Origin of the sequence: Amycolatopsis thermalba (assembly GCF_003385215.1) — a bacterium.
In the GTDB taxonomy this organism is placed as follows: domain Bacteria; phylum Actinomycetota; class Actinomycetes; order Mycobacteriales; family Pseudonocardiaceae; genus Amycolatopsis_E; species Amycolatopsis_E thermalba.
The window spans coordinates 34,728-60,907 of the sequence record NZ_PQHW01000026.1 but is presented as its reverse complement, the minus strand read 5'-3'; the positions used below and the strand labels follow the sequence as shown (position 1 = coordinate 60,907).

Sequence of the window (26,180 nt, the reverse complement as noted above, 5' to 3'; positions counted from 1 at the left end):
GTCCGTGAGCAACCCGCACCTGGAACCGGCCCCGGTCTTCACGGGCGCGCCCCTGGCCCGGGCCCGGCGCGCCGCGCTCGTCGTGCACGGGCGGGGTCAGACGCCGGACTACATGCTCGCGATCCTCGACCGGGTCGCGGTGCCGGAGGTCGCGTACGTGCTGCCGCGGGCGGCGGGGCAGACCTGGTACCCGGCCGGGTTCATGCAGCCGCTCGCGGTGAACCAGCCGTGGGCGGACTACGCGCTGGAGGCGATGGCGGCGCACCTGGCGCGCATCGCGGAGGCCGGGATCGCGGCGGAGGAGGTGGTCCTGATCGGGTTCTCGCAGGGGGCGTGCCTGGTGTCGGAACTGCTGGTCCGCTCACCGCGGCGGTATGCCGGGGCCGCCCTGCTGACCGGCGGTTACCTGGGGCCGGACGAGCGCGCGCCGTCGGGCTCGCTGGCCGGCACGCCGGTTTTCGCCGGCACGAGCCGCTACGACGAGTGGGTGCCGCTGGAGCGAGCGGAGGCGACGGCGAGGCTGCTGGAGCGGATGGACGCGGCGGTGACGCTGCGCGTGTACGAGGACCGGGAGCACCTGGTGAACGACGACGAGGTGGGGGAGGTGCGGAAGCTGCTGACTGCCTGACGGGGTGCGCGGACCGGCTGAGGAGGCGGGCACGGGCGAGCCTGCCGGGCTCCCCGGGAGCGCGAGCTTCAGAACCGCCGGGTACAACCCGCAGGCAGCCCAGTTGCGTCCCGCAAGCGCGAGGCGCCGTGCCCGCTCGGCCGCGCGCTTGCCCGGCACGGATCACCGCGCGATCGGCTCCCGGGGGAAGACCCTGGCCCCGCCGGGGGAGCCGCACGCCCGGCCGATTCCGCGCGCCGCCGCTTGGACCAGTGGGGCCAGCGTCGCCGGGTGGGCGCCGCTCGCGTGGACCACCAGGGAGACTGCCGCGATCACCGTGCCCTCGCCGTCCCGCACGGGGGCCGCCACCGAGACCGCGTCGGTCGTCACCTGGCCGTCGCTCACCGCGTAGCCGGTCCGGCGCACCGCCGCGAGCATCTCCCGCAGCCGGGCCGGGTTCGTCACCGTCTTCTCCGTGTACGCCTGCAACGGCGAGCCCAGCACCTCCTCCTGCACCTCCACCGGCGCGTGCGCCAGCAACGCCAGCCCGACACCCGTGGCGTGCAGGGCGAACCGGCCGCCCACCCGCGTCCACACCGGAACCGCCTTGCGGCCCGCGATCCGTTCCACGAACACCAGCTCCAGGCCCTCGCGCACGGCGAGCTGCACGTTCTCGTGCGTGACCTCGTACAGGTCCTCCAGGAACGGCATCGCCGCCTCGCGCAGCCCGAGCCCGCGCGGCGCCAGCGAAGCGACCTCCCACAACCGCAACCCGACCCGGTACCGGCCGTCGGCCCCGCGCTCCAGCGCGCCCCACGCCACCAGCTCCGCCACCCGCCGGTGCGCGGTCGCCAGCGACAGCCCGGCCCGCCGCGCCAGCTCCGACAGCGTCAGCTCCGGGCAAGCCGGCGTGAACGCGCCCAGCAACGCCAGAACCTTGCCGGTGACACTCCGGACTTCGCCGTCCATCCGATCATCCTGCCCCGCCGCGGTCTACAGATCCAGCACCAGCCGCGGCCCGCACGAACGCGACACGCAGATCATCATCGTGTCGTTCGCCGCCCGCTCCGCGTCGGTCAGCAGCGAGTCCCGGTGGTCCGGCACCCCGTCCAGCACCGGTGTCTCGCACGTACCGCACGTGCCCTCCTGGCACGACGACAGCACGCTCACCCCGGCCTCCTCGACCGCCTGGAGGATCGACTTGCCCGCGGGCACGGTCACCGTCCGGCCGGAGGCCGCCAGCTCCACCTCGAACGCCGTCCGCTCCCCCGCGTCCGCGCCCGCCTTCGGGGAGAACCGTTCGACGTGCAGCGAACCCGGCGGCCACGCCGCACAGCGCTGCTCGACCGCCGCCAGCAACGGCTCCGGGCCGCAGCAGTACACCGCCACCCCCGGACGCGGCTCGCCGAGCAGCGCGTCCAGGTCGAGCAGCCCGGTCTCGTCCTGCGGCCGGATCTCGACCCGGTCGCCGTAACGCTCGACCAGCTCCGCGCGGAACGCCATCGACGCCCGCGACCGCCCGCCGTACACCAGCCGCCAGTCCGCGCCGGCGGCGTCGGCCCGCGCGATCATCGGCACGATCGGCGTGATCCCGATCCCGCCGGCGACGAACAGGTACCGCGGCGCGTCGACGAGCCGGAAGTGGTTGCGCGGACCACGGATCCGGACGGTGTCCCCAGTGGACAGACGATCGTGCACGTGGGCCGAACCGCCGCGCCCGTCCGGCTCGCGCAGCACCGCGACCTGCAGCGCCGAGGAGTCCGCCGGGTCGCCGCACAGCGAGTACTGGCGCACCAGCCCCTCGCCGAGCACGAGGTCCAGGTGCGCCCCCGGCTCCCACTTCGGCAGCGGCTCGCCGGCGGGGTGCCGCAGGGTCAGCCGCACCACGCCGTCGGCGAGTTCTTCCTTGCGCTCCAGAAGAACGTCGAGTTCCACTTCGGTCAGCACCGCCGTCATCGCGCGCTCCCCGCTCCGGCGAGCACCGGGTCACCGGTGGGCGCCGGGTCGTCGTGGCCGCCGGGATGGGCCAGCAGCCACTCCCACAGCTCGACCGGATCCTCCGACTCGTGCTCGGCGCCGCAGTAGCAGACCCCGACGAGCAGATCGGTGCCGAGCTTCCAGTGGATGCGGTACACGGTGTCGCCGTGCAGCATCGCGGTCCGTTCCGTCATCGCGTGGCGGCCTTCTGCTGTTCCCCGGCCATCTTCTTCAGGATGCGCCGCGCGGCGAGCCCGCCGGTGTCGATGTTCACCGACAGCTCTTGGTACCCCTCGGGCTCGGACTGGATGACCTTCTCCAGGATGTCGAGCGCGACGACGTCCTGGAGCACGACCGTGCGGTTGTTCTCCGCGAGGAAGTCCGAGACCTCCTGGTCATCGAGCGCGAAGTCCCGTGCCACGGCCCAGAAGTCGTGCGTCGAGTGCTCGGTCTCCGGCGTGATCGCGTAGACGACCTCGACGTGGAACCCGTCCGGGTCGGTGCCGTCGGCGTTGGGCAGCACGCCGACCGGCGCGATGCGGCTGTGCAGCAGGTACAGGCACGGCGGGTGGTATTCGATGTCCTGCCAGCGGGTGATGCGGCCGTCGATGCCGGTGGACTCGGCGTAGAACGGCGGGCAGGCCGCGTCGTCCATGTGGCGGCTGACGTAGATGATCCGGCGGTCCTCGTCGACCTCGGTGGTGATCGGGGTGTTCGCGACCTCCGGCGTGCCGATGTAGCCGCCGTGCAGGTAGGTCTCGTGGGACAGGTCCATCAGGTTGTCCACGAGCAGGTCGTAGCGCGCGGCCAGCGGCTCCATGCCGCACACGGTGGTGTAGGCGGGGTCGGCGAGCCACGGCGCGCGCGGGATCAGGGCGGTGTCGGCGCGGGCGGGGTCGCCGATCCACACCCACACGAAGGAATCCTGCTCGGCGACCGGGTAGGACGGCACGCGCGCGGTGCGCGGGATGCGCGCCTGACCGGGGACGAACACGCAGGTGCCGGACGGTTCGTAGGTGAAGCCGTGGTAGCCGCAGACGATCCGGTCGCCGTCCAGGCGGCTTTCGGACAGCGGGTAGCGGCGGTGCACGCAGCGGTCGGCGAGGGCGACGACGTCGCCGGACTCGGTGCGGTAGAAGACGATGGGCTCGCCCAGGATCGTCCTGGCCAGCAGTTCCCGCCCGACCTCGCTCCCGTAGGCGGCGACGTACCACTGGTCGCGCACGAACGCAGTCATCTGCAGCTCCTCTGGTGTAGATGCGACGACCACACTGTGGCCGGGGGCACGGCGCCGGGACCAGCCGTGTTTTCAGCAGGTGAAAGATCACCGGCGCGACTCCCTCCTTGCGCTTCGATTATCGAAGCGCCACACTGGTTCGGAAATCGAAGCAGTCCCGGAGGAGGCCCCATGACCCGGATCGCGCCGCTGACCCCGCCCTATCCGCCCGGCATCGAGGACGCCCTGCGCCGCTGGATGGCGCCGCAGGTGTCGCACGATCCGCTGGTGCTCTTCCGCGTGCTGCACCGGCACCCGGAGCTCGCGTCGCGGATGCGGGTGCTCGGCGCCGGCCTGCTCGCCCACGGGGAGCTGCCCGCCGGCGACCGGGAGCTGGTCATCGCGCGGGCGTGCGCGCGCTCGGGATGCGAGTACGAGTGGGGCGTGCACGCGGTGGTGTTCCCCGAGCTCACGGCGGATGAGCTGGCCGCGACGGTGCACGGCGGCGCCGACGCGCCGGTCTGGTCGCGGCGGCAGCGGGCACTCGTGGGAGCGGTGGACGAGCTGCACGAAACCGCGACGGTTTCGCCCGGCCGGTGGACCGAGCTGGCCGCGCACCTGACCGACACCCAGCTGCTGGAGTTCCTGGTGCTGGCCGGCTGGTACCGGACGATCAGCGGGCTCGCCAACGCCCTCGCCCTGCCACCCGAACCGTGGCGGCGCGCTTCGGGGAAGATGGTGATCATGCTGGATGAAGAGAGCTTCCTGTTCTTCACCGACCGCGCGCTCGACGGGATGGCGGCGATCCTCACCGCCCTGGGCGACGATCTGGCGAACACGCGGCCGGACCTGCCGGGCGCGAACACGCCCTACGCGATCGTGAACCACTGCGTCGGGGTGATCGCGGCCTGGGGCGGCCAGGTGGTGGCGGGCCGCACCGTGGACCGCGACCGCGAGGCCGAGTTCACGGCCTCCGGCCCGGTCGCCCCGCTCCTCGACCGGCTCGCCCGGGCGCGCGAGCAGCTGCGCGCGGACGCCGCGGCCGCCGACTTCGACGCCCCGCCGCGCGGCGAGGTCCCGGACAAGTACGCGGGCACCCCGGTCGGGCGGCGGCAGGGCACCGCCCTCGTGCACGTCTACGAGGAGCTGGCCCAGCACCACGGACAGCTCGAACTGACCCGCGACATCCTGCTCGCCGCCAGGTCCTAGGAGTCAGGTCCGGAGCAGCCGCCGGAGGATCTTGCCCGTCGGGGACTTGGGGATCCGCTCGACGAACTCGACCTCGCGCACCTTCTTGTACGGCGCGACCCGCCCGGCCACGAACGCCATCAGCTCGTCACCGCCGACGGGCTCCGCGGTGACCACGAACGCCTTCGGTGCCTCGCCGCCCTCGGGGTGCGGCACGCCGACCACCGCGGCGTCCAGCACGGCCGGGTGGGTCAGCAGCACCGCTTCCAGCTCGGCGGGCGCGACCTGGTAGCCCTTGTACTTGATCAGCTCCTTGAGCCGGTCCACGATCCAGAACACGCCGTCTTCGTCGACGCGCACCAGGTCACCGGTGTGCAGCCAGCCGCCGGTGATCGTCGCCGCCGTGGCGTCCGGGTCGTCCAGGTAGCCGTCCATCACCTGCGGGCCGCGGATCAGCAGCTCGCCGGTCTCGCCCGGGGCGACGTCGTCATCCGTCCCGGGCACCACGATCCGCGCCTGCGTGTTCGGCGACAGCCGCCCCACGCTGCCCGGCGGCGTCCGCTCGAAATCGTCGTCGAACACCTGGTGCGTGCCGGGACTGGCCTCGGTCATGCCGTAGCCCTGCCGGATCAGGCAGCCCAGCCGCCGCTGCGCGCGCTCGGTCACCGCCACGTCCGGCGGCGCCGCCCCGCACAGCGCGAACCGCAGGCTGGACAGGTCGTGGTCCTCGACGTGCGGCGCGGTCGCCAGCGCCAGCACCATCGGCGGCGCGAAGTAGGCGCGCGTGACCCGGTGCCGCGCCAGCGTCCGCAGGTACTCGTCCAGCTCGAACCGCGGCAGCGTCACCACCTTCGCCCCGCCGAGCAGGCCCGAGTTGAGGATGATCGTGAAGCCGTAGATGTGGAAGAACGGCAGCACCGCGGCCTGCACGTCGTCCGGCCCGATCCGCCACCCGGCGCGCGTCTGCGCCAGGTTCGCGACCAGGTTGCGGTGCGTCAGCCGCACCCCCTTGGGGATCCCGGTGGTGCCGCTGGAGAACGGCAGCACCGCGACCGTCGTGGCCGGGTCCAGGCCGAGCCGCGGCGCGGGCCCGTCGGTGAACAGCGACGTGAACGACCGGGCACGCGGGCGCTCGCCCAGCACGAACACCTCGCCGGCCACCTCGAGTGCCTTGTCCGCCACCGGTTCCGCCGCGATCACCACCCGCGCCCCGGACAGCCGCAGCTGCTTGGCGATCTCCCCGGGGGTCAGCGCCGGGTTGACCGGGGTGACCGCCGCCCCGGCCGCGATCGCCGCGTGCAGGGCGACCACGAACGACGGCTGGTTGTGGCTCATCAGCGCGACGACGTCACCGGGCCCGACGCCGTGCGCGGCGAGGCCCGCCGCCCCGGCCGTCACCGCCGCACGCAATCCGGCGTACGTCAGGGTTTCGCCGGTGCGGCCGTCGACGAGCGCGGTCGCGTCGCCGAAGGCGGCCGCGCCGCCGATCACGTACTCGGTGAGCGTGACGTCCGGGATCTCGACGTCCGGGAGCGGGCTGCGGTGGATCATCTCCGGCTCCTAACCCAGGCCGAGCACGCGGACGGCGTTGTCCTTGAGGATCTTCGGGCGCACGTGGTCCTTGATGTCCAGGCGCGCGAAGTCGGCCATCCACCGGTCCGGCGTGATGAGCGGGTAGTCCGAGCCGAACAGCACCTTGTCCTGCAGCAGGCTGTTGGCGTAGCGGACCAGCTGCGGCGGGAAGTACTTGGGCGACCAGCCGGACAGGTCGATGTGGACGTTCGGTTTGTGCGTGGCCACCGCGAGCGCCTCGTCCTGCCACGGGAACGACGGGTGGGCCATGATGATCGTCAGGTCCGGGAAGTCGATCGCCACGTCGTCGAGCAGCATCGGGTCGGACAGGCCCAGGCGCACTCCCCCGCCGCCGCGCATGTTCGCGCCGATGCCGGTCTGCCCGGTGTGGAACAGCGCGGGCAGGCCGTGCTCCTGCGCGATCTCCAGCAGCGGGTAGGCGCTGCGGTCGTTGGGCGCGAAGTTCTGCAGGCTCGGGTGGAACTTCAGGCCGCGCACCCGGTGATCGGCGATCAGCCGCTCCAGCTGCCGCGCACCGGCCCGGCCCTTGGCGGGATCGATGCTGGCGAACGGGATGAGCACGTCCGGGTGCCTGGCCGCCGCCTCGGCGATCTCCTCGTTGGACAGCGCGGGGTGCCCGGTGAACGCCTCGATGTCGACGGTGAACAGCACCGCGCCGATGCGGCGTTCGCGGTAGTAGGCGGCGATCTCGTCGATGGTCGGCCGCCGGGCGCCGGCGCCGAAGTAGGCCGAGGACGCCTCGACGAAGTCGTCGGGCAGGGACAGGTGCCCGTGGTCGTCGGTCTCGACGTGGACGTGCACGTCGATCGCCTCGAGCTGACTGAGATCCATGGTTATCAGGTCTACTGATACTCGTGCGGCGCTGTCAACGCCGCTTCTGCTCGCCGGAAGTGTCCGCTTGGATGCACATTCTCCGGAAATGCGCCAGATTCCTGCGAGCCGGATCACGCGCGAGCCGCATCACCCGCACGGCGAAACCAGTTAGCATAGGTCAACTAATTTTCGCTGGTGGGAGTGATGGAAGTGCAGCCTGCGCTCGGTCCCCGCTACAAGTGGATCGCGCTGTCCAACACCACGCTGGGCATGCTGATGGCCACGATCAACTCCTCGATCGTGCTCATCGCGCTGCCGGACATCTTCCGCGGCATCGGCATCAACCCGCTGGAGCCGTCGAACACCAGCTACCTGCTGTGGATGATGATGGGCTTCCTCGTCGTCACCGCGGTGCTGGTGGTCGGGTTCGGGCGGCTGGGCGACATGTACGGCCGCGTCCGGATGTACAACCTGGGGTTCGCCGTCTTCGCCGTGTCGTCCGTCTTCCTGGCGATCACCTGGACGACCGGGGACGCGGCGGCGATCTGGATGATCGCCTGGCGCATCGTCCAGGGCATCGGCGGCGCGTTCCTGATGGCGAACTCCAGCGCGATCCTCACCGACGCCTTCCCCCAGCGCCAGCGCGGCCTGGCGCTGGGCATCAACGGCGTCGCCGCGATCGCGGGTTCCTTCCTCGGCCTGGTGATCGGCGGCCTGCTCGGCCCGGTCGAGTGGCGGCTGGTCTTCCTCGTGTCCGTCCCGTTCGGCGTGTTCGGCACGATCTGGGCCTACCTCAAGCTCAAGGACACCAGCGAGCGCCACCGCGCGAAGATGGACTGGTGGGGCAACCTGACCTTCGCGGCCGGCCTCATCGCCGTGCTGGTCGGTATCACCTACGGTATCCAGCCCTACGGCGGCCACACGATGGGCTGGACGAGCCCGTTCGTGTTGTCCTGCCTCATCGGCGGCGCCGCCGTGCTCGTCGTCTTCTGCGTGATCGAGACCAAGGTCGCGAACCCGCTGTTCAACCTCGGGCTGTTCACGATCCGCGCGTTCACCTTCGGCAACCTGGCGAACCTGCTCGCCTCGCTCGGCCGCGGCGGCCTGCAGTTCGTGCTGATCATCTGGCTGCAGGGCATCTGGCTGCCGCAGCACGGTTACAGCTTCGAGCAGACCCCGCTGTGGGCCGGCATCTACATGCTGCCGCTGACCATCGGATTCCTGGTCTCCGCACCGGTTTCCGGCGTCATCTCCGACCGGATCGGCGGCCGGTTCCTGTCCACCGGCGGCATGCTGATCACCGCGGTCAGCTTCGTCCTGCTGGAAGTCCTGCCCGTCGATTTCGGCTACTGGGCCTTCGCCGCCATCCTGCTCCTCAACGGACTCGGCATGGGCCTGTTCACCTCGCCCAACCGGGCCGAGGTGATGAACAGCCTGCCGAACAACGCCCGCGGCGCCGGCGCGGGCATGACCGCGACCTTCCAGAACTCGGCGATGGTGCTGTCCATCGGCTTCTTCTTCAGCCTGATGATCGCCGGACTGGCCGACCACCTGCCGACCGCGATGGCGCAGGGCCTGACCGCTCACGGCGTGCCGGCCGCGGACGCGAACCAGATCGCGTCGCTGCCGCCGGTCGGGGTGCTGTTCGCCGCGTTCCTCGGCTACAACCCGATCGAACAGCTCCTCGGCGGCGTGCTGCACACCCTGCCGCCGGACCAGGCCGCCTACCTGACCGGGCGCAGCTTCTTCCCGCAGCTGATCTCCGGCCCGTTCGCCGACGGTCTCACCGCCGCGTTCTGGTTCGCGATCATCGCCTCGGTGATCGCCGCGCTCGCGTCCTGGTTCACCGGGCCCTCGCGCCGGGCCGCGCCCGGGCAGCCGCACGAGACCGCGGGCTCCGAACTGGCCGCCGCCGCGGGCGAGATCGTCGACGTGAGCGAGCACGACGCCGTGACCGCGGGCCCGGGACGGATCGCCGGTCGGCTCCGCACGGCCGGGGGCACCGCGCTCGCCGGCGGGGTGGTGACCGTGACCGGCGCCGACGGCAGGCAGGCCGCCCGCACCCGGGCCGGCGCGGACGGCGGCTACGCGGTGCCCGGCCTGCGCCCGGGCACCTACACGCTCATCGTCACCGCACCCGGTTTCCAGCCGGAGGCCGCCGCGGTCACGCTCAACGGCTCGGGCGCGGTGCGGGACTTCGTGGTGTCCGGCGGCGGGACCGTGACCGGCATCGTGCGCCGCTCCCCCGGCGGCTCCGGCGCCGGGGACACCGCGGTGGTCGCCACGGACGGCGACGGCCAGGTGCTCGCGCGGACCCGCACCCGCGCCGACGGCACCTTCCAGCTCGCCGGCCTGCCCGCCGGGGAGATCACGGTGACCGCCCACCTGGACGGCCACCGCCCGGCCGCCGCCACCGTCGCGGTGTCCGGCACCGAACCCGCCGTGGCGGACCTGCTGGTCCAGGCCGCCGGCACGCTGCGCGGCACGGTCACCGGGCCGGACGAGCGCCCGGTGCCCGGCGCCCGCGTCACCGTCAGCACCGCCGCCGGGGAACTCGCCGCGACCGCGGTGACCGACGAGCACGGCGACTACCTGGTGGCCGGCCTGGCGCCCGGCGACTACACCGTGGTGACCAGCCTGTTCGAACCCGTGGTGCGGCAGGTCGACCTGGGCGGCGGCGAAACCGCGACCGTCGACGCCGACCTGCGCGCCGGCCGTCCCGAGCAGGCGCGCTCATGACCGAGGTGACCGGGCGGGTGCGCGACGTGGCGGGGATCCCGGTGCCGGGTGCCGTGGTCACGCTCGTCGACTCCAGCGGGCAGCAGATCGCGCGCGGCACCACCGGCGGCGACGGCGGCTACCGGCTGCCCGCGCCCGGCCGGGGCGTTCACGTCCTGATCGCGTCGGCGCCGGCGTACCGGCCGGAGGCGGCCACCGTGACCGTCGGCGGCACCGCGGCCGGTCCGGACCTCGTGCTGGAGAGCGCGACCGGACTCGGCGGCGTGGTGCGCTCGGCCACCACCGGCGTGCCGGTCGCGGACGCGACGGTGACGCTGGCCGACGCGCGCGGCGAGGTCGTCGGCTCCTACCTGTCCGGGCAGGGTGGCGAATACTCCTTCGGCGCGCTGCCCGCCGGGGCGTACACGCTCGCCGTGAACGCCCCGGGGTACCGGCCGGTGGCGGTCGCGGTGCCCATGACCGACGCGTCCGTGCGGCAGGACGTCGAACTGGCCGAGGCGGCGGTGATCCGCGGCTCGGTCACCGTGGGCGACCTGCCGCGCCCGTGGCCGCGGATCACGGTGAGCCTGCTCGACGAAGCGGGCAACGTCACGCGGAGCACGTACGCGGGCGAGGACGGGCGCTACGCCTTCCACGACCTCGAACCCGGGACCTACACCGTCGTCGCTACCAGTTACGCGCCGGTCCGGCAGGCGACGCACGTGGGCGGCGGGCCCGCGCGGCTGGACGTCCGGCTCACCTGAGCGTTTCCGTGCCGCGCAAGGCAAAACACCATCCGTTGATCACCCGGGCACGGTGCGTCAAGATCGCGGAGAGTGGTGGACACGGCCGGGGTCGCAATGGTTGCATAGCGTGCACCGGCGCGGGTTCGGCCACACGCGGGGAAAGGTGTCCCCGCGACGGTTGGGGCCCCGGCACGTGACGAACCCAGGCAGTTAGGACGACATGGCGACGCGGGCTCGAGAACTGCTCAACCGCTCACGCGCGCTGCTGGACCGCTCGAAGGAAGCGGCCTCGCAGCTCTTCGGTCCGCCACCCGCGCAACCGCCGCCGCCGGTGATCGTGCGGTCCCCGGCCCGGGCGGAGGGCGAACGGGTCAACGAGGAAGCACTGGCCGCGCTCTGCGCGAACGTCGCGCTGCGCGACCTCAACCTGGTCGACTCCCTGCTCTCGCAGCTGGAGGAGATGGAGGCCAAGGAGGAGGACACCGACCGGCTCGGCGAGCTGTACCGGCTCGACCACCTGGCCACCCGGCTGCGCCGCAACGCCGAGAACCTGCGCGTGCTGGCCGGCCGTGACGCCAGCGACACCGCGGCCGAGACCACCTCGCTGGTCGACGTGGTGCGCGGCGCGATGTCGTCGATCGACCAGTACGCCCGGGTCACCCTCGGCCGGATCGTGTCGCTGGGCGTGGTCGGGTTCGCGAGCGAGGACCTCAGCCGGCTGCTCGCCGAGCTGCTGGACAACGCGACGAAGTCCTCGCCGCCCAACACCCCGGTGCGGGTCAGCGCGCACCTGACCGAGCAGGGCAGCGTGCTGCTGCGCATCGAGGACGAGGGCATCGGCCTGCCGCCGGACCGGCTGCGGGAGCTCAACGACCGCCTCTCCGGCGAGCCGGTGCTGGACGACTCCGCGGTGCGGCACATGGGCCTGGCGGTGGTGCGGCGGCTGTCCGCCCGCCACGACCTGCGCACCCGGCTCGACCGCCGCGTCCCGCACGGCACCACGGCCACGGTGCTGCTGCCCGCCGGACTCGTCGCCGACCTGCCCGAGGCCAGCTGGTCGGGCACCCAGACGGTGGTGTTCCCGCAGGCCGCGCGTGGCGCCGCGGTGGCGGAAGCGCCGGCCCGCCCGCGCTCCGGGCTGCCGAAGCGGGAACCGGCGCCGCCGAAGCCCGCGCCCGCGCGCCGTCCCCAGCCCGGCTCGATGGTCGGCGGCACCACCGCCAGCGGCCTGCCCCGCCGGGTCTCGCACAGCCTCAAGAACCCCCAGGGCCAGGCACCCGCGGCGGCCGAACCCGCCCCCGCCGAGGACCAGGCGGCCGGGCACGAGAAACTGCTCGCCGACCTCGGCGCCTTCACCGACGGCGAGCGCGAGGCGCGGGAGAAGCAGGGCACCGACGGATCCGGGGAGCAGCAGCAGTGACCGCCGACACCGGCCAGGACTTCACCTGGCTGATCAACGACTTCGTCCGCAAGGTCCACGGCGTGTCGCACGCGCTGATCATGTCCTCGGACGGCTTCTCGCTCACCGCCTCCGACGACATGTCGACCGAGGAGCGCGAGCAGCTCGCCGCGATCTCCAGCGGCCTGCTCAGCCTGGCGCGCAACAGCGCGGCGCTGTTCGACAAGGGCACCTGCGAGCAGATCATCATCCGGCTCACCCACGGGTACTTCCTGTTCATGGGCATCGACGCCCACGCCGGACTGGCCGTGCTGACCACCTCCGACTGCGACATGAAGGTTGTCGCGTACGAGATGACGCAGTTCGTCTCCAGCGCCGGCCACGCGCTGACCCCCGAGACGCGCGCGGACCTGCGCCGCGTGCTCACCGGCCGCCGGCCCCAGGCCTGAGCGCTCCCGACAGGATGTGATTCGCGATGTCCCAGGACACCGGGCCGGACGAGCGGGCGGTCAAGCCGCGCAGCAAGCGGATCCGCCCGTACACGCTGACCGGCGGCCGCACCCGGGCCCGCCACCAGCTGCTGGTCGAGACGCTGATCTCGGTGCCGCAGTACGACCCGGCGCTGGCGGAGAAGCTCATGCCGGAGTCGCGGGCCCTCTACGAGCGAGCCCGCTCCCAGGTCTCGATCGCCGAGCTGTCCTCGCTGCTGACCATCCCGCTGGGGGTGGTGCGGGTGCTGGTCAGCGACCTGGCCGCGCAGGGGGCGGTGTTCATCCACCCGACCGCCCACGCCTACTCCCACGACCGGAACATGCTCGAGAGGATCCTCAATGGACTCAAGCAGCTCCCCGTCTGATCCGGGCGCGCTGACGATCTCGGCGAAGATCGTCGTCGCGGGCGGGTTCGGCGTGGGCAAGACGACGCTGGTCGGGTCCGTGTCCGAGGTGCCCCCGCTGAACACCGAGGCGTGGATGACCGAGGCGAGCGAGGGCGTGGACGACCTGCCGCCGGACGGCGGCAAGACCACCACCACGGTCGCGATGGACTTCGGCCGGATCTCGCTGTACGACGACCTGATGCTGTACCTGTTCGGCACGCCGGGACAGGCCCGGTTCTGGTTCCTGTGGGACGACCTCTCGCGTGGCGCGCTCGGCGCCATCGTGCTGGTCGACACCCGGCGGCTGGACCAGTCGTTCGCCGCGATCAACTACTTCGAGAACGACTCGGACCTGCCGTTCATCGTCGCCATCAACCGGTTCGACGGGCAGCTCGCGCACGACGTGGGCGAGGTCCGGGAAGCGCTGGCGCTGAGCCCGGACGTCCCGCTGGTCACCTGCGACGCGCGGGACAAGGCGTCGGTGCTGGAAACCCTGCAGGAACTGGTGTCCTACACGCTGTCACTGGCCGAAGTCTCGGAGGGGGGCCGGATCCGCGCCCATGCGTAAGATCCTGATCGTCGGTTCTGGGCAGTCGGGCCTGCAGCTCGCGCTGAGCCTGCAGGAGCACGGCTACGACGTCACCGTGATGTCGGCGCGCACGCCGGACGAGATCCGCGGCGGCTGGGTCACCTCGACCCAGTGCATGTTCGCCGACGCGCTCGCGATCGAGCGCAAGCACGGGCTGAACCTGTGGGACGACGTCGCGCCCCGCGTTGCGGGACAAGGGTTTTCCATGGCCGGCCCGGACGGGCAGCGGGCGCTGAACTGGATCGCGTCGTGGGACGGCGGCCCGGCGCAGTCGATCGACCAGCGGGTCAAGATGTCGGCGTGGCTGGAGCTGTTCGAGGAGCGCGGCGGCAACGTCGTCATCCACGGCGTCACCACGGCCGACCTCAACGGCCTGGCCCACCTCTACGATCTGGTGATCGTCGCGGCCGGCAAGGGCGAGCTGGTGCAGCTGTTCGACCGCGACCCGTCGCGATCGCCCTACACCAAGCCGCAGCGGAGGCTGTCGGTGTCCTATGTGCACGGTCAGCGGTCGCGGCCGGAACGCCCGGGCACCACCGACGTGTGGATGAACATCATCCCCGGCGTCGGCGAGCTGATCAACATCCCGGGCTACACGCTGTCCGGGCCGTGCGACATCTTCTACGTGTCCGGTGTCCCGGGCGGGCCGTTCGACGCGTTCGCCGACCGGCCGCCTGCCCAGGAGCAGCTGCGGCGGCACCTGGAGCTGTTCCGGCAGTACATCCCGTGGGAGTACGAGCGGGCCAAGGACGCGGAGCTGACCGACGGCAAGGCCGTGCTGGTCGGCGGGTACGCGCCGGTGGTGCGGCACCCGGTGGGCGAGCTGCCCTCCGGCGCGTTCGTGCTCGGCATGGCCGACGTGGTGGTGGCCAACGACCCGATCACCGGTCAGGGCGCGAACAACGCGGCCAAGTGCGCCGAGTCGTACCTGGGCAGCATCCTGGAGAACGAGGACCGGCCGTTCGACCGGGACTGGATGCAGCGGGCGTTCGACCGGTACTGGGAGCACGCCCAGTGGGTCACCACGTTCACCAACGCGATGCTGCAGCCGCCACCGCCGCACGTGCAGCAGATCCTCGGCGCGGCGCAGACGAACCCGGCGGTGGCGAAGCGGTTCGTGAACGGCTTCAACAACCCGGCCGACTTCCAGCACTGGCTGCTGGACCCGGCCAAGACCGAGGAGTACCTGGCTTCGGTGTGAGCCCGGGCGGCGCGCGGTGCGGCCGCCCGGCCCGGTTCTCAGTGACCGACGTCGATGACGACGCGGGTCGGTGCGGTCAGCGTGAACACCCGCACCCAGGACTGGTTCCGGGTGCCCAGGCCGATCGACACGTACCCCTCGTAGTCCCCGGTCACGGCCACGGCCATGACGTTGCGGAGGTTGCGGGTGCGGAACTTGTCCGGCCCGGGGTAGGTGCGGTTGCCGTTGTCGTCGTGCGCGCGGGCCGGGGTGGTGGTGACGGCGAGGAAGTGCTCGCCGGTGAGCCACACGATCTCCCCGGAACCGTCGGCACGCAGCTCGTCGGTCCACCGGTGGGTGACCTGGGGCGGCGGGCCGGTCATGTCCAGCACGATCCGGTCGAAACCGGTGTTGAGGCCGGTGCGGATGCTCGTCATGGTGGCGACACCCGGTTGGGCGCCGGCCGGCGCCGCGGCGACGACGGCGCCCGAAATCGCGAACAGAGTGGCGGCGCAGGCTGCGAGCAGGCGCCGTGGGGTGAGGGTCATCGGTGACCTCCTGCCGGGAGAGAGAGGGAATCCCAGCGCTGGTCCTCTCCAGACGCGCCGGCGGGCCGGAGGTTGCGTCGCTTTCGTCCCGTTCGTCAGCGGGTCCAGCGGACCTGCGACCACGGGATCTCCCGCGTTCCCCGGTGCAGGACCTTCGCCAGCCCCGCCAGCAGCACCGGGCCGCGCTGGCTGGTCCGCTCGTACCCGAGCAACCGGCCCCGCCGCCGGGGGGTCACCAGCACCGCCACCGTCCGCTCCCGGCCGAGCGGGTCGAGCCGGGTGATCAGGTCGGTCACCTTCCCCAGCGGACGGCCCCGGACGTCGTAGACCCGCCGCCCCAGCAGCTGACTCGCCCGCACCACCTCATCCGCCATGACCGGCCCCCGGGATCCGCGCGATCAGCTTGTCCCGCAACCACTTCTCCAGCGGCGGCACCTCCAGCACCTCGGCCCGCAGCGACAGGGTCACGTCGCTGCTGACCTGTTTGACGTGGTCGTAGGTGATCCGCAGCGGCTCGGCCCGCCCGCCCCCGAGCCGGGCGGCCAGCGTGCACAGCACCTTCCCGAGGAGGCCGCCGATCCGCTCCCCCAGCACGTGCTGCCCGACCAGCAGCGCGGTGATCCGGTAGGTGCCGTCGGGGTTGCGGGCCAGCTCGACGTCGTCGACCTTGCCGACGGGGTGGCCGTCGACGTCGACGATCTGGCGGTCCAGCAGGTGGAACTCGACGCGCAGCGGGTCCGGCCGTCCGAGGATCACGACTGCCCCATCCCGGTGATGATCATGAGCGGGATCGCGGCGGCCGCGGCGATCACGATGATGATCAGGAAGGTCACGCCGAGGAAGTTCTGCACCCGCCCGTTGGCGTGGTCGCCGAGGTAGTCCCGGTCGTTGGCGACGACCAGGATCGGCAGGTAGGTCAGCGGCAGCACCACCGCGCTGAACAGCAGCGACAGCTCGGTGATCTGCACCGGGTCGATCGTGGTCAGCAGCGCGGCGGTGCCCAGCAGGACGCTGATCAGCATCACGGTGTGGAAGCGGGCCGCCTCACGCGGTTTCACCAGCTTGCCCCACTGCCAGCCGAAGTACTGCGCGATCGAGTACCCGGTGGACAGCCCGGTCTCCAGCGCTGCGCCGAAGGTGGCCGCGAAGAACCCGATCATCACCACGACCAGGCCCAGCTTGCCCAGCGCCAGCGCGACCGGCAGCGCGGTCTGGCTGAGCTGGTCGACCTGGACGCCGGCGGGGAAGAACACCGTCGCGGCGCAACCCATGATCGCCAGGCCGAGCAGCCCGCCGAGCGGGAAGCCGACGAAGGTGTTGCTGCGCTCGGTGGACAGGTCCTTCGTCGTCCACTTCTCCTCCACGCCACCGGAGGAGAAGAAGAACACCTCGTAGGGGGTGAGCGCCGAGGCGAACAGCGACACCGCGAGATAGCCCCAGGTGCCCCAGTTCTCCCCCTGCGGCGGGCCGGCGTGGGTGAGCTGCTGGGCGAAGGTGCCCCACGGCGGGTCGAGCGCGATCAACGCGACCACGAACACCACCAGCGCCAGCCCGAGCACACCGAAGACCTGTTCCATCACCGAGAACTTCACGCGCCACAGCACGATCCACACGGCGAACGCGGCCAGCGGCACCCACAGCACGTGCGGCAGGCCGCTGGCGAGCTGGATGGTGAGCGCGATGCCGCCGATCTCCGCGGTCAGGGTCAGCAGCGTGACCAGGTAGGACCCGGCGAGGTTGGTCATCGCGGCGCGCGGGCCGAGGCGCTCGCGGACCAGGTCGAACACCGCGCGGCCGCTGACCGCGGCGACCCGGCCGGCCATCTCGGCGAACACGCAGATGCCGAGGACGCCGACGACCACGATCCACGCCTGCCGCATGCCGAAGCGGGCGCCGGACTGGGCGTTGGCGACCAGGTCGCCGATGTCGACGAACCCGCCGATGGCGGTGAGGACGCCCAGGGTGACGGCGATGACCTTCTTCATCCGTGGCTCTCCACGAACGCGGTCAGCTCGTCGCTGACGCGCACCAGCTCGGCGTCGGCGTCGGCGATCCGTCCGGTGTCGCCCGCCTCCAGCGCTTCCTGGGCCTCGGTGGCGCGGGCGGCGGCGTCCTGCAGGCGCGGGTGCAGCTCGTCGTAGAGCCGCTGGGTCTCGGGGCTGGTGGGCGGCTGGCTGTCGAGCTCGTCGAGCGCCTTGGTGGCGGTGGCGAGCGTGTCGTCCACGGCGGCGGTGGCGAACGTGGGGAACAGGCGGCCTTCGGTGTGGGCCACGATGATCTGGTGCAGGGTGCCGACGGCGGAGAGGCCCTCCTGCGCGCGGACCACCGCGCTGTCCGCGTAGCTCGCTGCTGAGCCGGAACAGGCGGTGAGCGTGACCGCGAGCGCGAGGCCCGCGAAGACCGTCCTCCGCATCGGGCCCGGTGTACCCCAAGGTCAACTGGGCAAACGGGAGGGCCTCTCAGGTGTTTCACGGTCCGGCCGCAGGCGAATCTCAGGGATGAGGGGTTCACTGGACGGCGGAGGAGGGGCAGTCATGACCTACTACCCACCGCACTACGACCCCTGGGCGCCGCCGCCACCACCGCCGCGCCGGAAGCGGGGGCTGGGCACGCTGCTGAGCGTGCTGGGCCTGGTGGTGCTGCTCGCGCTGGGTTTCGTGGCGTGGGACCTGGGCCGCGGGTCCCTGTCGCCGGGCAGCACCTCGTCGCCGCTGGAGCGCGGCCTGCGCGGGGAGCAGACCAGCAGCTCCACCCTGGACGTGGCCGGGGTCGCGGAGAAGGTCGAGCCCGGGCTGGTCGACGTCTACGCCACGCTGGGCTACTCCGGGCAGCAGGCGGCAGGCACCGGGATGGTGCTCACCGGGGACGGCCAGGTCCTGACGAACAACCACGTGGTCGCGGGCGCCACCAGCATCAAGGTGACCGACGTGGACACCGGACGCACCTACCGCGCCGAGGTCATGGGGTACAGCCGGTCACGGGACGTGGCGCTGCTGCGCCTGCGGAACGCCTCCGGGCTGGGCACCGTCACCACGGGCGACTCCTCGGCGGTGTCCGTGGGTGATCCGGTGGTCGGGCTCGGCAACGCGGGCGGCGACGGCGGCGAACCGAGCGTCTCACCCGGGAAGGTGACCGCGCTGAACCAGTCGATCACCGCGACGGACGAGTCGACGGGCAGCAGCGAGCAGCTGACCGGCCTCATCCAGGTGGACGCGAACATCCAGTCGGGCGATTCCGGCGGCGCGCTGGCCGACGCCGACGGCAAGGTGATCGGGATGAACACGGCGGCCTCGACCGGTTACCAGTTCGGGCAGAGCGGGCGCACCGCCGGGGTGAGCGGGTTCGCCATCCCGATCGACGACGCGCTGACGCTGGCCCGGCAGATCGCGGCCGGGCAGGGTTCCGACACCATCCACATCGGACCGTCGGCGTTCCTCGGGGTGTCGGTGAGCGACGCGGGCGGCTCGGGCGCGCTGGTGCGGCAGGTGGTCTCCGGCGGCCCGGCGGACAACGTGGGCCTGCGGGCCGGGGACGTCATCACCGGCCTGGACGGCCGCGCGGTGGGCTCGGCGACCGAGCTGACCGCGGTGATGGACACGCTGCACCCGGGCGACCACGTCACGGTCACCTGGCTGGACCAGGCCGGGCAGCAGCACGGCGCGACCGCCGCGCTGGTCGAGGGGCCGGTGGGTTAAGCACCGGGGCGGCGGGTAGCTGGTCGGGTATGACGCACACAGCTCCCCTTCCCGCAGAGCAGGCCGGACGGCCGCGGACCGCGATCGTGACCGGGTCCGACTCCGGCATCGGGCGCGCGATCGCCGTCGCGCTCGGTGGTGGCGGCGTGGACGTCGGCATCACCTGGCACCGTGACGAGGACGGCGCCAACGCGACCGCCGAGCAGGTGCGCGAAGCCGGGGCCCACGCCGAGGTGCGGCGGCTCGACCTGGCCGACCTGCCCACCGCGGCCGCCGCGATCGACGAGCTGGCCGACGCGCTCGGCGGTGTCGACGTGCTGGTCAACTGCGCCGGCACGGGCACCGGTCAGCGGGTCATGGACATGGACTTCGACACCTGGCGGCACGTGCTCAGCGTCGACCTGGACGGCGCGTTCCTGTGCGCGCAGCGCGCGGCGCGGCGGATGATCGACGCCGGCACCGGCGGGCGGATCGTCAACATCACCAGCGTGCACGAGCACGCCCCGAAGGTCGGCGCGGCGCCCTACTGCGCGGCGAAGGCCGGGATGGGCATGCTGACCAAGGTGCTGGCGCTGGAGCTGGCCGAGCACGGGATCACGGTGAACTCGGTGGCGCCGGGCGAGATCTCCACGCCGATGACCGGCCAGACCGACGTGAACCCGCACGACCAGGAGCGCCCCGGGGTGCCGCTGGGGCGGACCGGGCACGCGGAGGAGGTCGCCGCCGTGGTGGCGTTCCTGACCACCCCCGCGGCCGGCTACGTGACCGGCTCGTCGTACGTGGTGGACGGCGGGATGCTGCTGATGGGCCCGCAGGGCGCCTCCGGCCTCGGCGACAACAGCTGGCGCAAGATCTGACGCCCGCGAGTCCCACACTCAAGCCCGCGAGTCCCACACTCAGGCCCGCGAGTCCCACACTCAAGCCCGCGAGTTCCGCATTCGGTGGCCCCGCCCGGGCCGCCGCGCTCAGGGCCCCGGCCACGAACGTGGATCTCGCGCGCGGGAATGCGGGACTCGCGCGCGCGAACGTGGGACTCGCGCGCGGGAGCGTGGGACTCGCGCGTCAGGTCAGTTCGGTCAGCAGCGCTTCGATGCGGCGTGCCAGCCACAGGTCCGGCTCGGTCACCCGTCCGGGGAAACCCGTGGTGACCGTGAAAGTCAGCTCGCCGCGGCGGCGCTCGAACTGGGCGTGGTCGGCCAGCTCCGCGGCGTCCCGCTGCACGCGGCCGATCAGCGTGCCGTGCGCCTGCTCCGGCAGCCGCACGGTGCGCGACAGGCGGCCGGCGTTGCCGCGCCAGTTCGCGAGCCCGCCCAGGGCACGGGCGATTTCGGTGTCCGACAGCGCCTGCGGCATGGCCTGCTCCTTCCGATGCGCTTCCCGGGCGGGTACCCGGGGCCCCGCCCGCAAACCGCAAGATTGGAGAAGACGCGGCGCCCCGCCGCTCCCTACGGTCTAACCACACACACGGGAAGGAGCGGCGATGAGCGGGGTTCGCGTGCTGGTCGGCACACGCAAGGGTGCGTTCGTCCTGACATCCGACGAACGGCGCGCCGACTGGGAGGTCAGCGGACCGCACTTCCCGGGCTGGGAGATCTACCACGTCAAGGGCTCCCCCGCCGACCCGGACCGGATCTTCGCCGCGCAGTCCACCAGCTGGTTCGGCCAGCTGATCCAGCGCTCCGACGACGGCGGGAAGACGTGGCGGCCGGTGGGCAACGAGTTCGCCTACGAGGGCGTCCCGGGCACCCACCAGTGGTACGACGGCACCCCGCACCCGTGGGAGTTCGCGCGCGTGTGGCACCTCGAACCGTCGCTGACCGACCCGGACCTGATCTACGCCGGGGTCGAGGACGCGGCGCTGTTCCGCTCGAACGACGCGGGCGCGACCTGGCAGGAGCTGCCGGGCCTGCGCGGGCACGGCTCCGGCCCGAACTGGCAGCCGGGCGCGGGCGGGCTGTGCCTGCACACGATCATCCAGGACCCGCGTGACGCCAACCGCCTGGTCATCGCCATCTCCGCGGCCGGGGCGTTCCGCACCGAGGACGGCGGCAAGACCTGGCAGGCGATCAACCACGGCCTGCAGTCGGGTCAGATCCCCGATCCGGACGCCGAGGTCGGGCACTGCGTGCACCACATCGCGCGCCACCCGCAGCGGCCCGACGTGCTGTTCATGCAGAAGCACTGGGACGTGATGCGCAGCGACGACGGCGGCGACAACTGGTACGAGATCAGCGGGGACCTGCCCACGGACTTCGGGTTCGTCATCGACGTGCACGCCCACGAGCCGGACACGGTGTACGTGGTGCCGATCAAGAGCGACGAGCACCACTTCCCGCCGGACGGGCGGCTGCGCGTGTACCGCAGCCGCGGCGGCGGCAACGAGTGGGAGCCGCTGACCGCGGGGCTGCCGCAGGAGAACTGCTACGTGAACGTGCTGCGCGACGCGATGGCCGTGGATTCGCTGGAGTCGTGCGGGATCTACTTCGGCACGACCGGCGGCCAGGTCTACGCGTCGGCCGACTCCGGGGACACCTGGGCGCCGATCGTGCGTGACCTGCCCGCGGTCCTCTCGGTGGAGGTCCAGACGCTGCCATGATCCGCGTTCACCTGCCCGCGCACCTGCGCACGATCGCCCACATCGACGGCGAGGTCGAGCTCGACCTGGACGGCACCGTCACCCAGCGCGCGGTGCTGGACGCGCTCGAGGAGCGGTACCCGATGCTGCGCGGCACGATCCGCGAGCACGGCACCGGCAAGCGGCGGGCGTTCGTCCGGTTCTTCGCCTGCGAGCAGGACCTGTCGCACGAGGAGCCGGACGCCCCGCTGCCCGCACCGGTGGTCGCGGGAACCGAACCGTTCCTGGTGATGGGCGCGATGGCCGGGGGTTGATCTTTCCCCGGCCCGGCCCCTTGGCGAACCGGTGGAAAGCCCTGCCCCGGCTGGAGCATCTCGTTCCTGCGGAGGAGCCGCCCGGCGTCGCGGCCGGATAGTGTCGTCGTGTGGTGCTGGCGTGGGTGGGGCGGGCGGTGGGTGACCGGTTCGGGCCCGCGCGCCTGGTGCCGCTGGTGGTCGGCCCGGGGTATCTGCTGCTGGTGCAGGGGCCCGAGCCGACGGCCGCGGACTGGGCGGTCGTGTTCGCCGCGGCGGGGGTGTTCCTCGCGGGCGGGGTGTGGCCGCTGGCGGTCACCGTCGCGGAGGCGCTGCTCATCCTGGCCGCGCACCAGTGGGCGGACGCGACCCCGGTCGCGGTCAAGGTCCTGGCCGGCGTGGCGCTGTTCGAGCTGGCCATCCGCCGCCCGATGCGCACCGCCCTGCTCGGCGCGGGCGCGGTCACCGCCGTGTACTTCGTGCTCGGCACCTACGACCACGTGCTCACCGGCGTGCTCGCCGTCGGCTACCGCGTGCTCACCGTCGTCGGCGGGCCGCTGCTGCTCGGCGCCTACCTGCGGGCCGGGGTGCGCGCGGTGGCGCGGGACATCGCGCGGGCCACCGAGGCCGAAGCGCGCCGCGAACTGGCCGCGCGCGGCGCCCGGCTGACCGAGCGCACCGAGATCGCTCGCGAACTGCACGACCTGGTCGCCCACCACGTCGCGTCGATGGCGCTGCGGGTGGGGGTGGCGCGGGCCGTGGTGCCGGACCTGGACCCGCGGGTCGGCGAGGTGCTCGACGACGTGCACGCCTCGGCCACCCGGACGCTGTCCGACCTGCGGGAGCTGGTGTCCGCGCTGCGCGATCCGGCGAGCGTGCGCGACCACGGGGTGCTCATCGAGACGGCGTCGCTGCCGGCCGCGGTCGAGTCGGTGATCGAGCGCAGCAGGCGGGCCGGGCTGGCGATCGACTGCCGCGTCGACCCGGGCATCGCGGCGCTGGACTCGCTGCGCGGCCTGGCGGTGCTGCGGCTGGTGCAGGAGAGCCTGACGAACGTGGCCAAGCACGCCGGGCCGGGCGCGCGGGCGTGCGTGCGGGTGGACTCGGGCGGCGGGCAGGTGCTGGTCGAGGTCACCGACACCGGCGGCGCGCGGGACGGCGGTGGTGAGCCCGGCTTCGGCCTGGTCGGCCTGCGGGAGCGCGTCGACCTGGTCGGCGGTTCCCTGGAGGCCGGCCCGCACGGCGACGGCTGGCGGGTGCGGGCGTCGATCCCGGCGGAGACGTCCGCCCAGGCATCCCCGGAGGGCCCGTGATCCGCACCCTGCTCGTCGACGACCAGCAGCTCGTCCGCGCCGGTCTGCGCATGCTGTGCGAGTCCACTCCCGACATCGAGGTCGTCGGGGAGGCGCCGCACGGCGGTGAGGCGGTGCGGCTGGCCGGCCGGGTGAAGCCCGACGTGGTGCTGATGGACCTGCGGATGCCGGGCGTGGACGGGATCGCCGCGACGAAGACGATCCTCGGCGAGCGGCCGGCGACGCGGATCGTGGTGCTGACGACCTTCGACGACGACGAGCACCTGTACCCGGCGCTGGCGGCGGGCGCGTGCGGGTTCCTCGCGAAGGACGCCACGCCCGCCGAGCTGCTCGACGGGATCCGCCGGGCGGCGGCGGGCGGCAGCCCGTTCAGCGACGACGTCCTGCGGCGGCTGGTCGGGCAGGCGGTGCGGTCCCGGGCGCCGCGCCCCGAGCTGCCGCTGACCCCGCGCGAACGGGAGGTCCTGGGGCTGGTCGGGATGGGACTGTCCAATGCGGACATCGCGGCGCGGATGCACGTCGGGGTCACGACGGTCAAGACGCACGTGGCGAACCTGATGGACAAGACCGGCAGCCCGAGCCGCGTGCACCTGGCGATCCTGGCGGTGCGCCACGACCTGACACCGGACACCGGGAAACGATGACCCCAGCCGACGGGGCACGCCGGAGCCCGGCCACAAAAAACGCCCCAGCCGGAAGACGCCACTGGCCGGGGTGCCCAACAGCCGCAACCCCGGCACCGGGAAACGGTGACCCCCGGCCGGAGCTGGGGGTCACCGTCAGGGAGAGAGGCGGCCGGCGTCAGTCGTCGTAGCCCTCGTCCTCGTCCTCTTCATCGTCCCAGTCGTGGCCGTGGTGGTCGTGCCCCGCGACCGCGTGGGTCTCACTCGCGTGCGCACCATTCGGGCCCGCCCAGAAGCAGCCATCGGCGTACCAGGCGTGGTGGCCGTTGGTGCCGGCGACGGTGTACTCGCCGCCCGCGCCGTCCGGGCCGGCCGACAGACTGGAGTCGTGGTAGGCGGCGTAGCCGTGGTGGCCGTGGCCCCAGCCGTCGTGGTCGTAGCCGTCATCGTGGCCCGCGACCGCGCCGGTGTTGCTGATCGCGGCGCCGTGCGCCCCGGCGGACGCGCTGGACTCACCGTAGGCCCCGTAGCTGTCAGCCGACGCGATGCCCGCGGCACCGAACGACAGCGGGATGGCCAGCAGGCTGGCGATCGCGAAGCGACGAACGTTCATTGTTCTGAATTCCCTTCGTATCAACGGATTCCGGACCGGAACCTGACCGGCTCCGCGGACCGGGTGCCCGGGACCGCCGGGGCAAATCCGGCAGGTAGATGTGACGCAGGACACGTTGCGATCACGGCGTGTCGGCGCGACAGCCGAACTCCCGCTGGTCGGCCCCGCGAAACCGATCCGTCACGGCGGGCGCGGTGAAATTCGTTGTGGCGCAGGGCATCCATCGTTGGTGCGTCACTCACGGGTGTGGACTGGACCAGGTTCCGGAGGTTGACAACACCTCCCCGGCCGCCGATGCTCATCGCAGTAACTGTTACTTCGGGTAATGGCTTCAGGGAGGAGGCGGCGTGGTCCGGCGAGTGGTGTCCCGGGACGGCACCCGGATCGCGGTCGCGGAGGCCGGCGATCCGGCGGCGCCGACCGTGGTGTGCGTGCACGGCTACCCCGACGACCGTTCCGTGTGGGACGGCGTGGTGGCCCGGCTCGAACCGCGGTTCCACGTGGTCACCTACGACGTCCGGGGCGCGGGCGAGTCGGATCGCCCGTCGCGGCGCGCGGCCTACGCGCTCGACCGGCTGGCCGAGGACCTGGCCGCCGTGCTCGACGAGGTCAGCCCGGACCGCCCGGCGCACCTCGTCGCGCACGACTGGGGGTCGATCCAAAGCTGGCACGCGGTGACCGGGGACCGGCTGCGCGGGCGGATCGCGTCGTTCACCTCGATCTCCGGGCCCTCGCTGGACCACGTCGGGCACTGGGTCCGCGCCCGGTTGCGGCGGCCGTCGGGGTGGGGGCCCGCGCTGCGGCAGCTGGTGCACTCGGCCTACATCGTGTTCTTCCAGATCCCGCTGGTTCCCGAGCTGAGCTGGCGGTCCGGGGTGGGCCGCTGGGTGCTGCGGCGGCTTTCGGGCAGTGCGGCGGGCCGTCCGGCGGTGGCGGACGCCGTGCACGGGCTGGAGCTGTACCGGGCCAACGTCGGCGTCCGGTTGTCGCGCCCGCGGCCGCGGCCCGCCGAGGTGCCGGTGCAGGTGCTCGCGCCGCTGGGTGATCCGTACGTGACGCCCGCGCTGCAGACCGACGTGGCGCGGTGGGCGCCGCGGCTGTGGGTGCGGCGGTTGCCCGGCGGGCACTGGATCCCGCGGGAGCGGCCGGACGTGATCGCGCGGTGCGCGGCCGAGCTGGTCGAGTTCGCCGAGGGCGCGCCGGAGAGCCGGTCGCTGCGGCGGGCGCGGTCCGCCGGATTCGAGGGGTATTCGGTGCTGGTCACCGGGGCGAGCCGCTTCGCCGGGGCCGTCTCGGCGGCGTTCGCGGCCGCCGGGGCGGAGGTGCGCCGCGACGGGACCGAGGTGCCCGACGTGGCCGTCGACAGCCAGGGGTCCGCCGCCGAGTACGCCCGGCGGATGGCCGACCGGGGCGAGGGCGGCTGCCTGGTGCTGCACGACCCCGCCGAGGCCGCCCGCCTGCGGAAGAAGTTCCCGGGGCTGGGAGTGGTCCTGGCCGGGGACGGCTCCCCGGACCGGGCCGCCCAGCGGGTCCTCCGCGCGGTGGCGCGGAACCGCCACGCGGGAGTCTGACGGGCGCCCGGGCCGGAACCCGGGCGCCCCTCGCGCCGGCCCCAAC

Annotated in this window: 29 protein-coding genes; 16 read left to right on the top strand and 13 right to left on the bottom strand. The window is 72.8% G+C overall.

Annotation, left to right across the window (positions count from 1 at the left end; translation table 11 throughout):
- Window positions 1–4: 4 nt before the first annotated feature.
- Window positions 5–628, top strand: a complete 624-nt coding sequence (locus D0D15_RS13550; RefSeq protein WP_094008012.1) for an alpha/beta hydrolase — start codon at window positions 5–7, stop codon at window positions 626–628.
- Window positions 629–790: 162 nt separating this feature from the next.
- On the opposite strand, the gene D0D15_RS13545 is transcribed toward D0D15_RS13550, so the two are convergent.
- The 4 genes from D0D15_RS13545 to D0D15_RS13530 are packed head-to-tail and all read right to left on the bottom strand — an operon-like array spanning window position 791 to window position 3,821.
- Window positions 791–1,576: an IclR family transcriptional regulator gene (locus D0D15_RS13545; RefSeq protein ID WP_094007987.1), complete on the bottom strand. Its 786-nt coding sequence runs from the start codon at window positions 1,574–1,576 to the stop codon at window positions 791–793.
- A gap of 24 nt (window positions 1,577–1,600) precedes the next feature.
- Entirely contained in the window at window positions 1,601–2,563 is a 963-nt protein-coding gene (locus tag D0D15_RS13540; RefSeq protein ID WP_094007986.1) for a PDR/VanB family oxidoreductase, read from the bottom strand.
- Entirely contained in the window at window positions 2,560–2,778 is a 219-nt protein-coding gene (locus D0D15_RS13535; RefSeq protein ID WP_094007985.1) for a hypothetical protein, read from the bottom strand. Before D0D15_RS13535 ends, D0D15_RS13540 begins: the two co-directional genes overlap by 4 nt.
- On the bottom strand, window positions 2,775–3,821 hold the full coding sequence (locus tag D0D15_RS13530; protein WP_094007984.1) for an aromatic ring-hydroxylating dioxygenase subunit alpha: 1,047 nt from the start codon (window positions 3,819–3,821) through the stop codon (window positions 2,775–2,777). The genes D0D15_RS13535 and D0D15_RS13530 overlap by 4 nt, the downstream gene beginning before the upstream one ends.
- Window positions 3,822–3,992: 171 nt before the next feature.
- Here D0D15_RS13530 and D0D15_RS36995 point away from each other — a divergent pair, with 171 nt between their 5' ends.
- On the top strand, window positions 3,993–5,009 hold the full coding sequence (locus tag D0D15_RS36995; protein WP_244214954.1) for a mycothiol transferase: 1,017 nt from the start codon (window positions 3,993–3,995) through the stop codon (window positions 5,007–5,009).
- 3 nt (window positions 5,010–5,012) lie between these two features.
- Here D0D15_RS36995 and D0D15_RS13515 read toward each other — a convergent pair whose 3' ends face one another.
- Together D0D15_RS13515 and D0D15_RS13510 are read right to left on the bottom strand one after the other, a co-directional pair.
- Complete coding sequence (locus tag D0D15_RS13515; RefSeq protein WP_115944472.1) at window positions 5,013–6,539, bottom strand: AMP-binding protein; 1,527 nt, start codon at window positions 6,537–6,539, stop codon at window positions 5,013–5,015.
- A gap of 9 nt (window positions 6,540–6,548) precedes the next feature.
- Window positions 6,549–7,412 (bottom strand): amidohydrolase family protein, encoded by an 864-nt coding sequence (locus D0D15_RS13510; RefSeq protein WP_094007982.1) that lies wholly within the window; start codon window positions 7,410–7,412, stop codon window positions 6,549–6,551.
- A 186-nt stretch (window positions 7,413–7,598) separates the two neighbouring features.
- On the opposite strand from D0D15_RS13510, the gene D0D15_RS13505 reads away from it, so the two are divergent.
- From D0D15_RS13505 to D0D15_RS13475, 7 genes are all read left to right on the top strand, one after another.
- Window positions 7,599–10,133, top strand: coding sequence for an MFS transporter (locus D0D15_RS13505; RefSeq protein WP_094007981.1), 2,535 nt, complete (start codon window positions 7,599–7,601; stop codon window positions 10,131–10,133).
- Window positions 10,130–10,876: an MSCRAMM family protein gene (locus tag D0D15_RS13500; RefSeq protein ID WP_094007980.1), complete on the top strand. Its 747-nt coding sequence runs from the start codon at window positions 10,130–10,132 to the stop codon at window positions 10,874–10,876. The genes D0D15_RS13505 and D0D15_RS13500 overlap by 4 nt, the downstream gene beginning before the upstream one ends.
- A gap of 202 nt (window positions 10,877–11,078) precedes the next feature.
- Window positions 11,079–12,278, top strand: a complete 1,200-nt coding sequence (locus tag D0D15_RS13495; protein WP_094007979.1) for a sensor histidine kinase — start codon at window positions 11,079–11,081, stop codon at window positions 12,276–12,278.
- Window positions 12,275–12,706 carry a roadblock/LC7 domain-containing protein gene (locus D0D15_RS13490; protein ID WP_094007978.1) on the top strand — a complete coding sequence of 144 codons (432 nt, stop codon included), beginning with the start codon at window positions 12,275–12,277 and terminating at the stop codon, window positions 12,704–12,706. The genes D0D15_RS13495 and D0D15_RS13490 overlap by 4 nt, the downstream gene beginning before the upstream one ends.
- A 26-nt stretch (window positions 12,707–12,732) precedes the next feature.
- Window positions 12,733–13,113, top strand: a complete 381-nt coding sequence (locus D0D15_RS13485) for a DUF742 domain-containing protein (RefSeq protein ID WP_020422162.1) — start codon at window positions 12,733–12,735, stop codon at window positions 13,111–13,113.
- Window positions 13,088–13,702: a GTP-binding protein gene (locus D0D15_RS13480; RefSeq protein WP_094007977.1), complete on the top strand. Its 615-nt coding sequence runs from the start codon at window positions 13,088–13,090 to the stop codon at window positions 13,700–13,702. The genes D0D15_RS13485 and D0D15_RS13480 overlap by 26 nt, the downstream gene beginning before the upstream one ends.
- On the top strand, window positions 13,695–14,924 hold the full coding sequence (locus D0D15_RS13475; RefSeq protein ID WP_094007976.1) for a styrene monooxygenase/indole monooxygenase family protein: 1,230 nt from the start codon (window positions 13,695–13,697) through the stop codon (window positions 14,922–14,924). Before D0D15_RS13480 ends, D0D15_RS13475 begins: the two co-directional genes overlap by 8 nt.
- Window positions 14,925–14,962: 38 nt before the next feature.
- Here the strand turns inward: D0D15_RS13475 and D0D15_RS13470 are convergent, their stop codons facing one another.
- The 5 genes from D0D15_RS13470 to D0D15_RS13450 all read right to left on the bottom strand — a co-directional run bounded on the left by D0D15_RS13470 (window position 14,963) and on the right by D0D15_RS13450 (window position 17,864).
- Window positions 14,963–15,451 carry an AMIN-like domain-containing (lipo)protein gene (locus D0D15_RS13470; RefSeq protein ID WP_094007975.1) on the bottom strand — a complete coding sequence of 163 codons (489 nt, stop codon included), beginning with the start codon at window positions 15,449–15,451 and terminating at the stop codon, window positions 14,963–14,965.
- A 95-nt stretch (window positions 15,452–15,546) separates the two neighbouring features.
- The gene (locus D0D15_RS13465; protein WP_094007974.1) at window positions 15,547–15,825 is read right to left on the bottom strand and encodes a PRC-barrel domain-containing protein; all 279 of its coding nucleotides are present in this window, start codon (window positions 15,823–15,825) and stop codon (window positions 15,547–15,549) included.
- Window positions 15,815–16,207: a PRC-barrel domain-containing protein gene (locus tag D0D15_RS13460; protein ID WP_094007973.1), complete on the bottom strand. Its 393-nt coding sequence runs from the start codon at window positions 16,205–16,207 to the stop codon at window positions 15,815–15,817. The genes D0D15_RS13465 and D0D15_RS13460 overlap by 11 nt, the downstream gene beginning before the upstream one ends.
- Window positions 16,204–17,436: an NRAMP family divalent metal transporter gene (locus tag D0D15_RS13455; protein ID WP_094007972.1), complete on the bottom strand. Its 1,233-nt coding sequence runs from the start codon at window positions 17,434–17,436 to the stop codon at window positions 16,204–16,206. The genes D0D15_RS13460 and D0D15_RS13455 overlap by 4 nt, the downstream gene beginning before the upstream one ends.
- A complete protein-coding gene (locus tag D0D15_RS13450) occupies window positions 17,433–17,864 on the bottom strand; it encodes a hypothetical protein (RefSeq protein ID WP_094007971.1) in 432 nt (143 codons plus the stop codon). The genes D0D15_RS13455 and D0D15_RS13450 overlap by 4 nt, the downstream gene beginning before the upstream one ends.
- Before the next feature lie 121 nt (window positions 17,865–17,985).
- On the opposite strand from D0D15_RS13450, the gene D0D15_RS13445 reads away from it, so the two are divergent.
- Window positions 17,986–19,146, top strand: coding sequence for a S1C family serine protease (locus D0D15_RS13445; protein WP_233157457.1), 1,161 nt, complete (start codon window positions 17,986–17,988; stop codon window positions 19,144–19,146).
- Window positions 19,147–19,175: 29 nt separating this feature from the next.
- Entirely contained in the window at window positions 19,176–20,003 is an 828-nt protein-coding gene (locus D0D15_RS13440) for an SDR family oxidoreductase (protein ID WP_115944471.1), read from the top strand.
- Window positions 20,004–20,208: 205 nt separating this feature from the next.
- Here the strand turns inward: D0D15_RS13440 and D0D15_RS13435 are convergent, their stop codons facing one another.
- The gene (locus D0D15_RS13435) at window positions 20,209–20,499 is read right to left on the bottom strand and encodes a 4a-hydroxytetrahydrobiopterin dehydratase (protein WP_094007968.1); all 291 of its coding nucleotides are present in this window, start codon (window positions 20,497–20,499) and stop codon (window positions 20,209–20,211) included.
- Window positions 20,500–20,626: 127 nt separating this feature from the next.
- Here D0D15_RS13435 and D0D15_RS13430 point away from each other — a divergent pair, with 127 nt between their 5' ends.
- The 4 genes from D0D15_RS13430 to D0D15_RS13415 all read left to right on the top strand — a co-directional run bounded on the left by D0D15_RS13430 (window position 20,627) and on the right by D0D15_RS13415 (window position 23,971).
- Window positions 20,627–21,742 carry a WD40/YVTN/BNR-like repeat-containing protein gene (locus tag D0D15_RS13430; protein ID WP_094007967.1) on the top strand — a complete coding sequence of 372 codons (1,116 nt, stop codon included), beginning with the start codon at window positions 20,627–20,629 and terminating at the stop codon, window positions 21,740–21,742.
- Window positions 21,739–22,035 carry a MoaD/ThiS family protein gene (locus D0D15_RS13425; protein WP_094007966.1) on the top strand — a complete coding sequence of 99 codons (297 nt, stop codon included), beginning with the start codon at window positions 21,739–21,741 and terminating at the stop codon, window positions 22,033–22,035. Before D0D15_RS13430 ends, D0D15_RS13425 begins: the two co-directional genes overlap by 4 nt.
- A gap of 110 nt (window positions 22,036–22,145) precedes the next feature.
- Window positions 22,146–23,327, top strand: a complete 1,182-nt coding sequence (locus D0D15_RS13420) for a sensor histidine kinase (protein WP_208646172.1) — start codon at window positions 22,146–22,148, stop codon at window positions 23,325–23,327.
- Entirely contained in the window at window positions 23,324–23,971 is a 648-nt protein-coding gene (locus D0D15_RS13415; protein ID WP_094007965.1) for a response regulator transcription factor, read from the top strand. Before D0D15_RS13420 ends, D0D15_RS13415 begins: the two co-directional genes overlap by 4 nt.
- A 157-nt stretch (window positions 23,972–24,128) precedes the next feature.
- On the opposite strand, the gene D0D15_RS13410 is transcribed toward D0D15_RS13415, so the two are convergent.
- Window positions 24,129–24,563, bottom strand: a complete 435-nt coding sequence (locus tag D0D15_RS13410; RefSeq protein ID WP_094007964.1) for a hypothetical protein — start codon at window positions 24,561–24,563, stop codon at window positions 24,129–24,131.
- Between the two features lie 347 nt (window positions 24,564–24,910).
- Between D0D15_RS13410 and D0D15_RS13405 the strand changes: the two genes are divergently transcribed.
- On the top strand, window positions 24,911–26,134 hold the full coding sequence (locus D0D15_RS13405; protein WP_233157455.1) for an alpha/beta fold hydrolase: 1,224 nt from the start codon (window positions 24,911–24,913) through the stop codon (window positions 26,132–26,134).
- Window positions 26,135–26,180 lie beyond the last annotated feature (46 nt).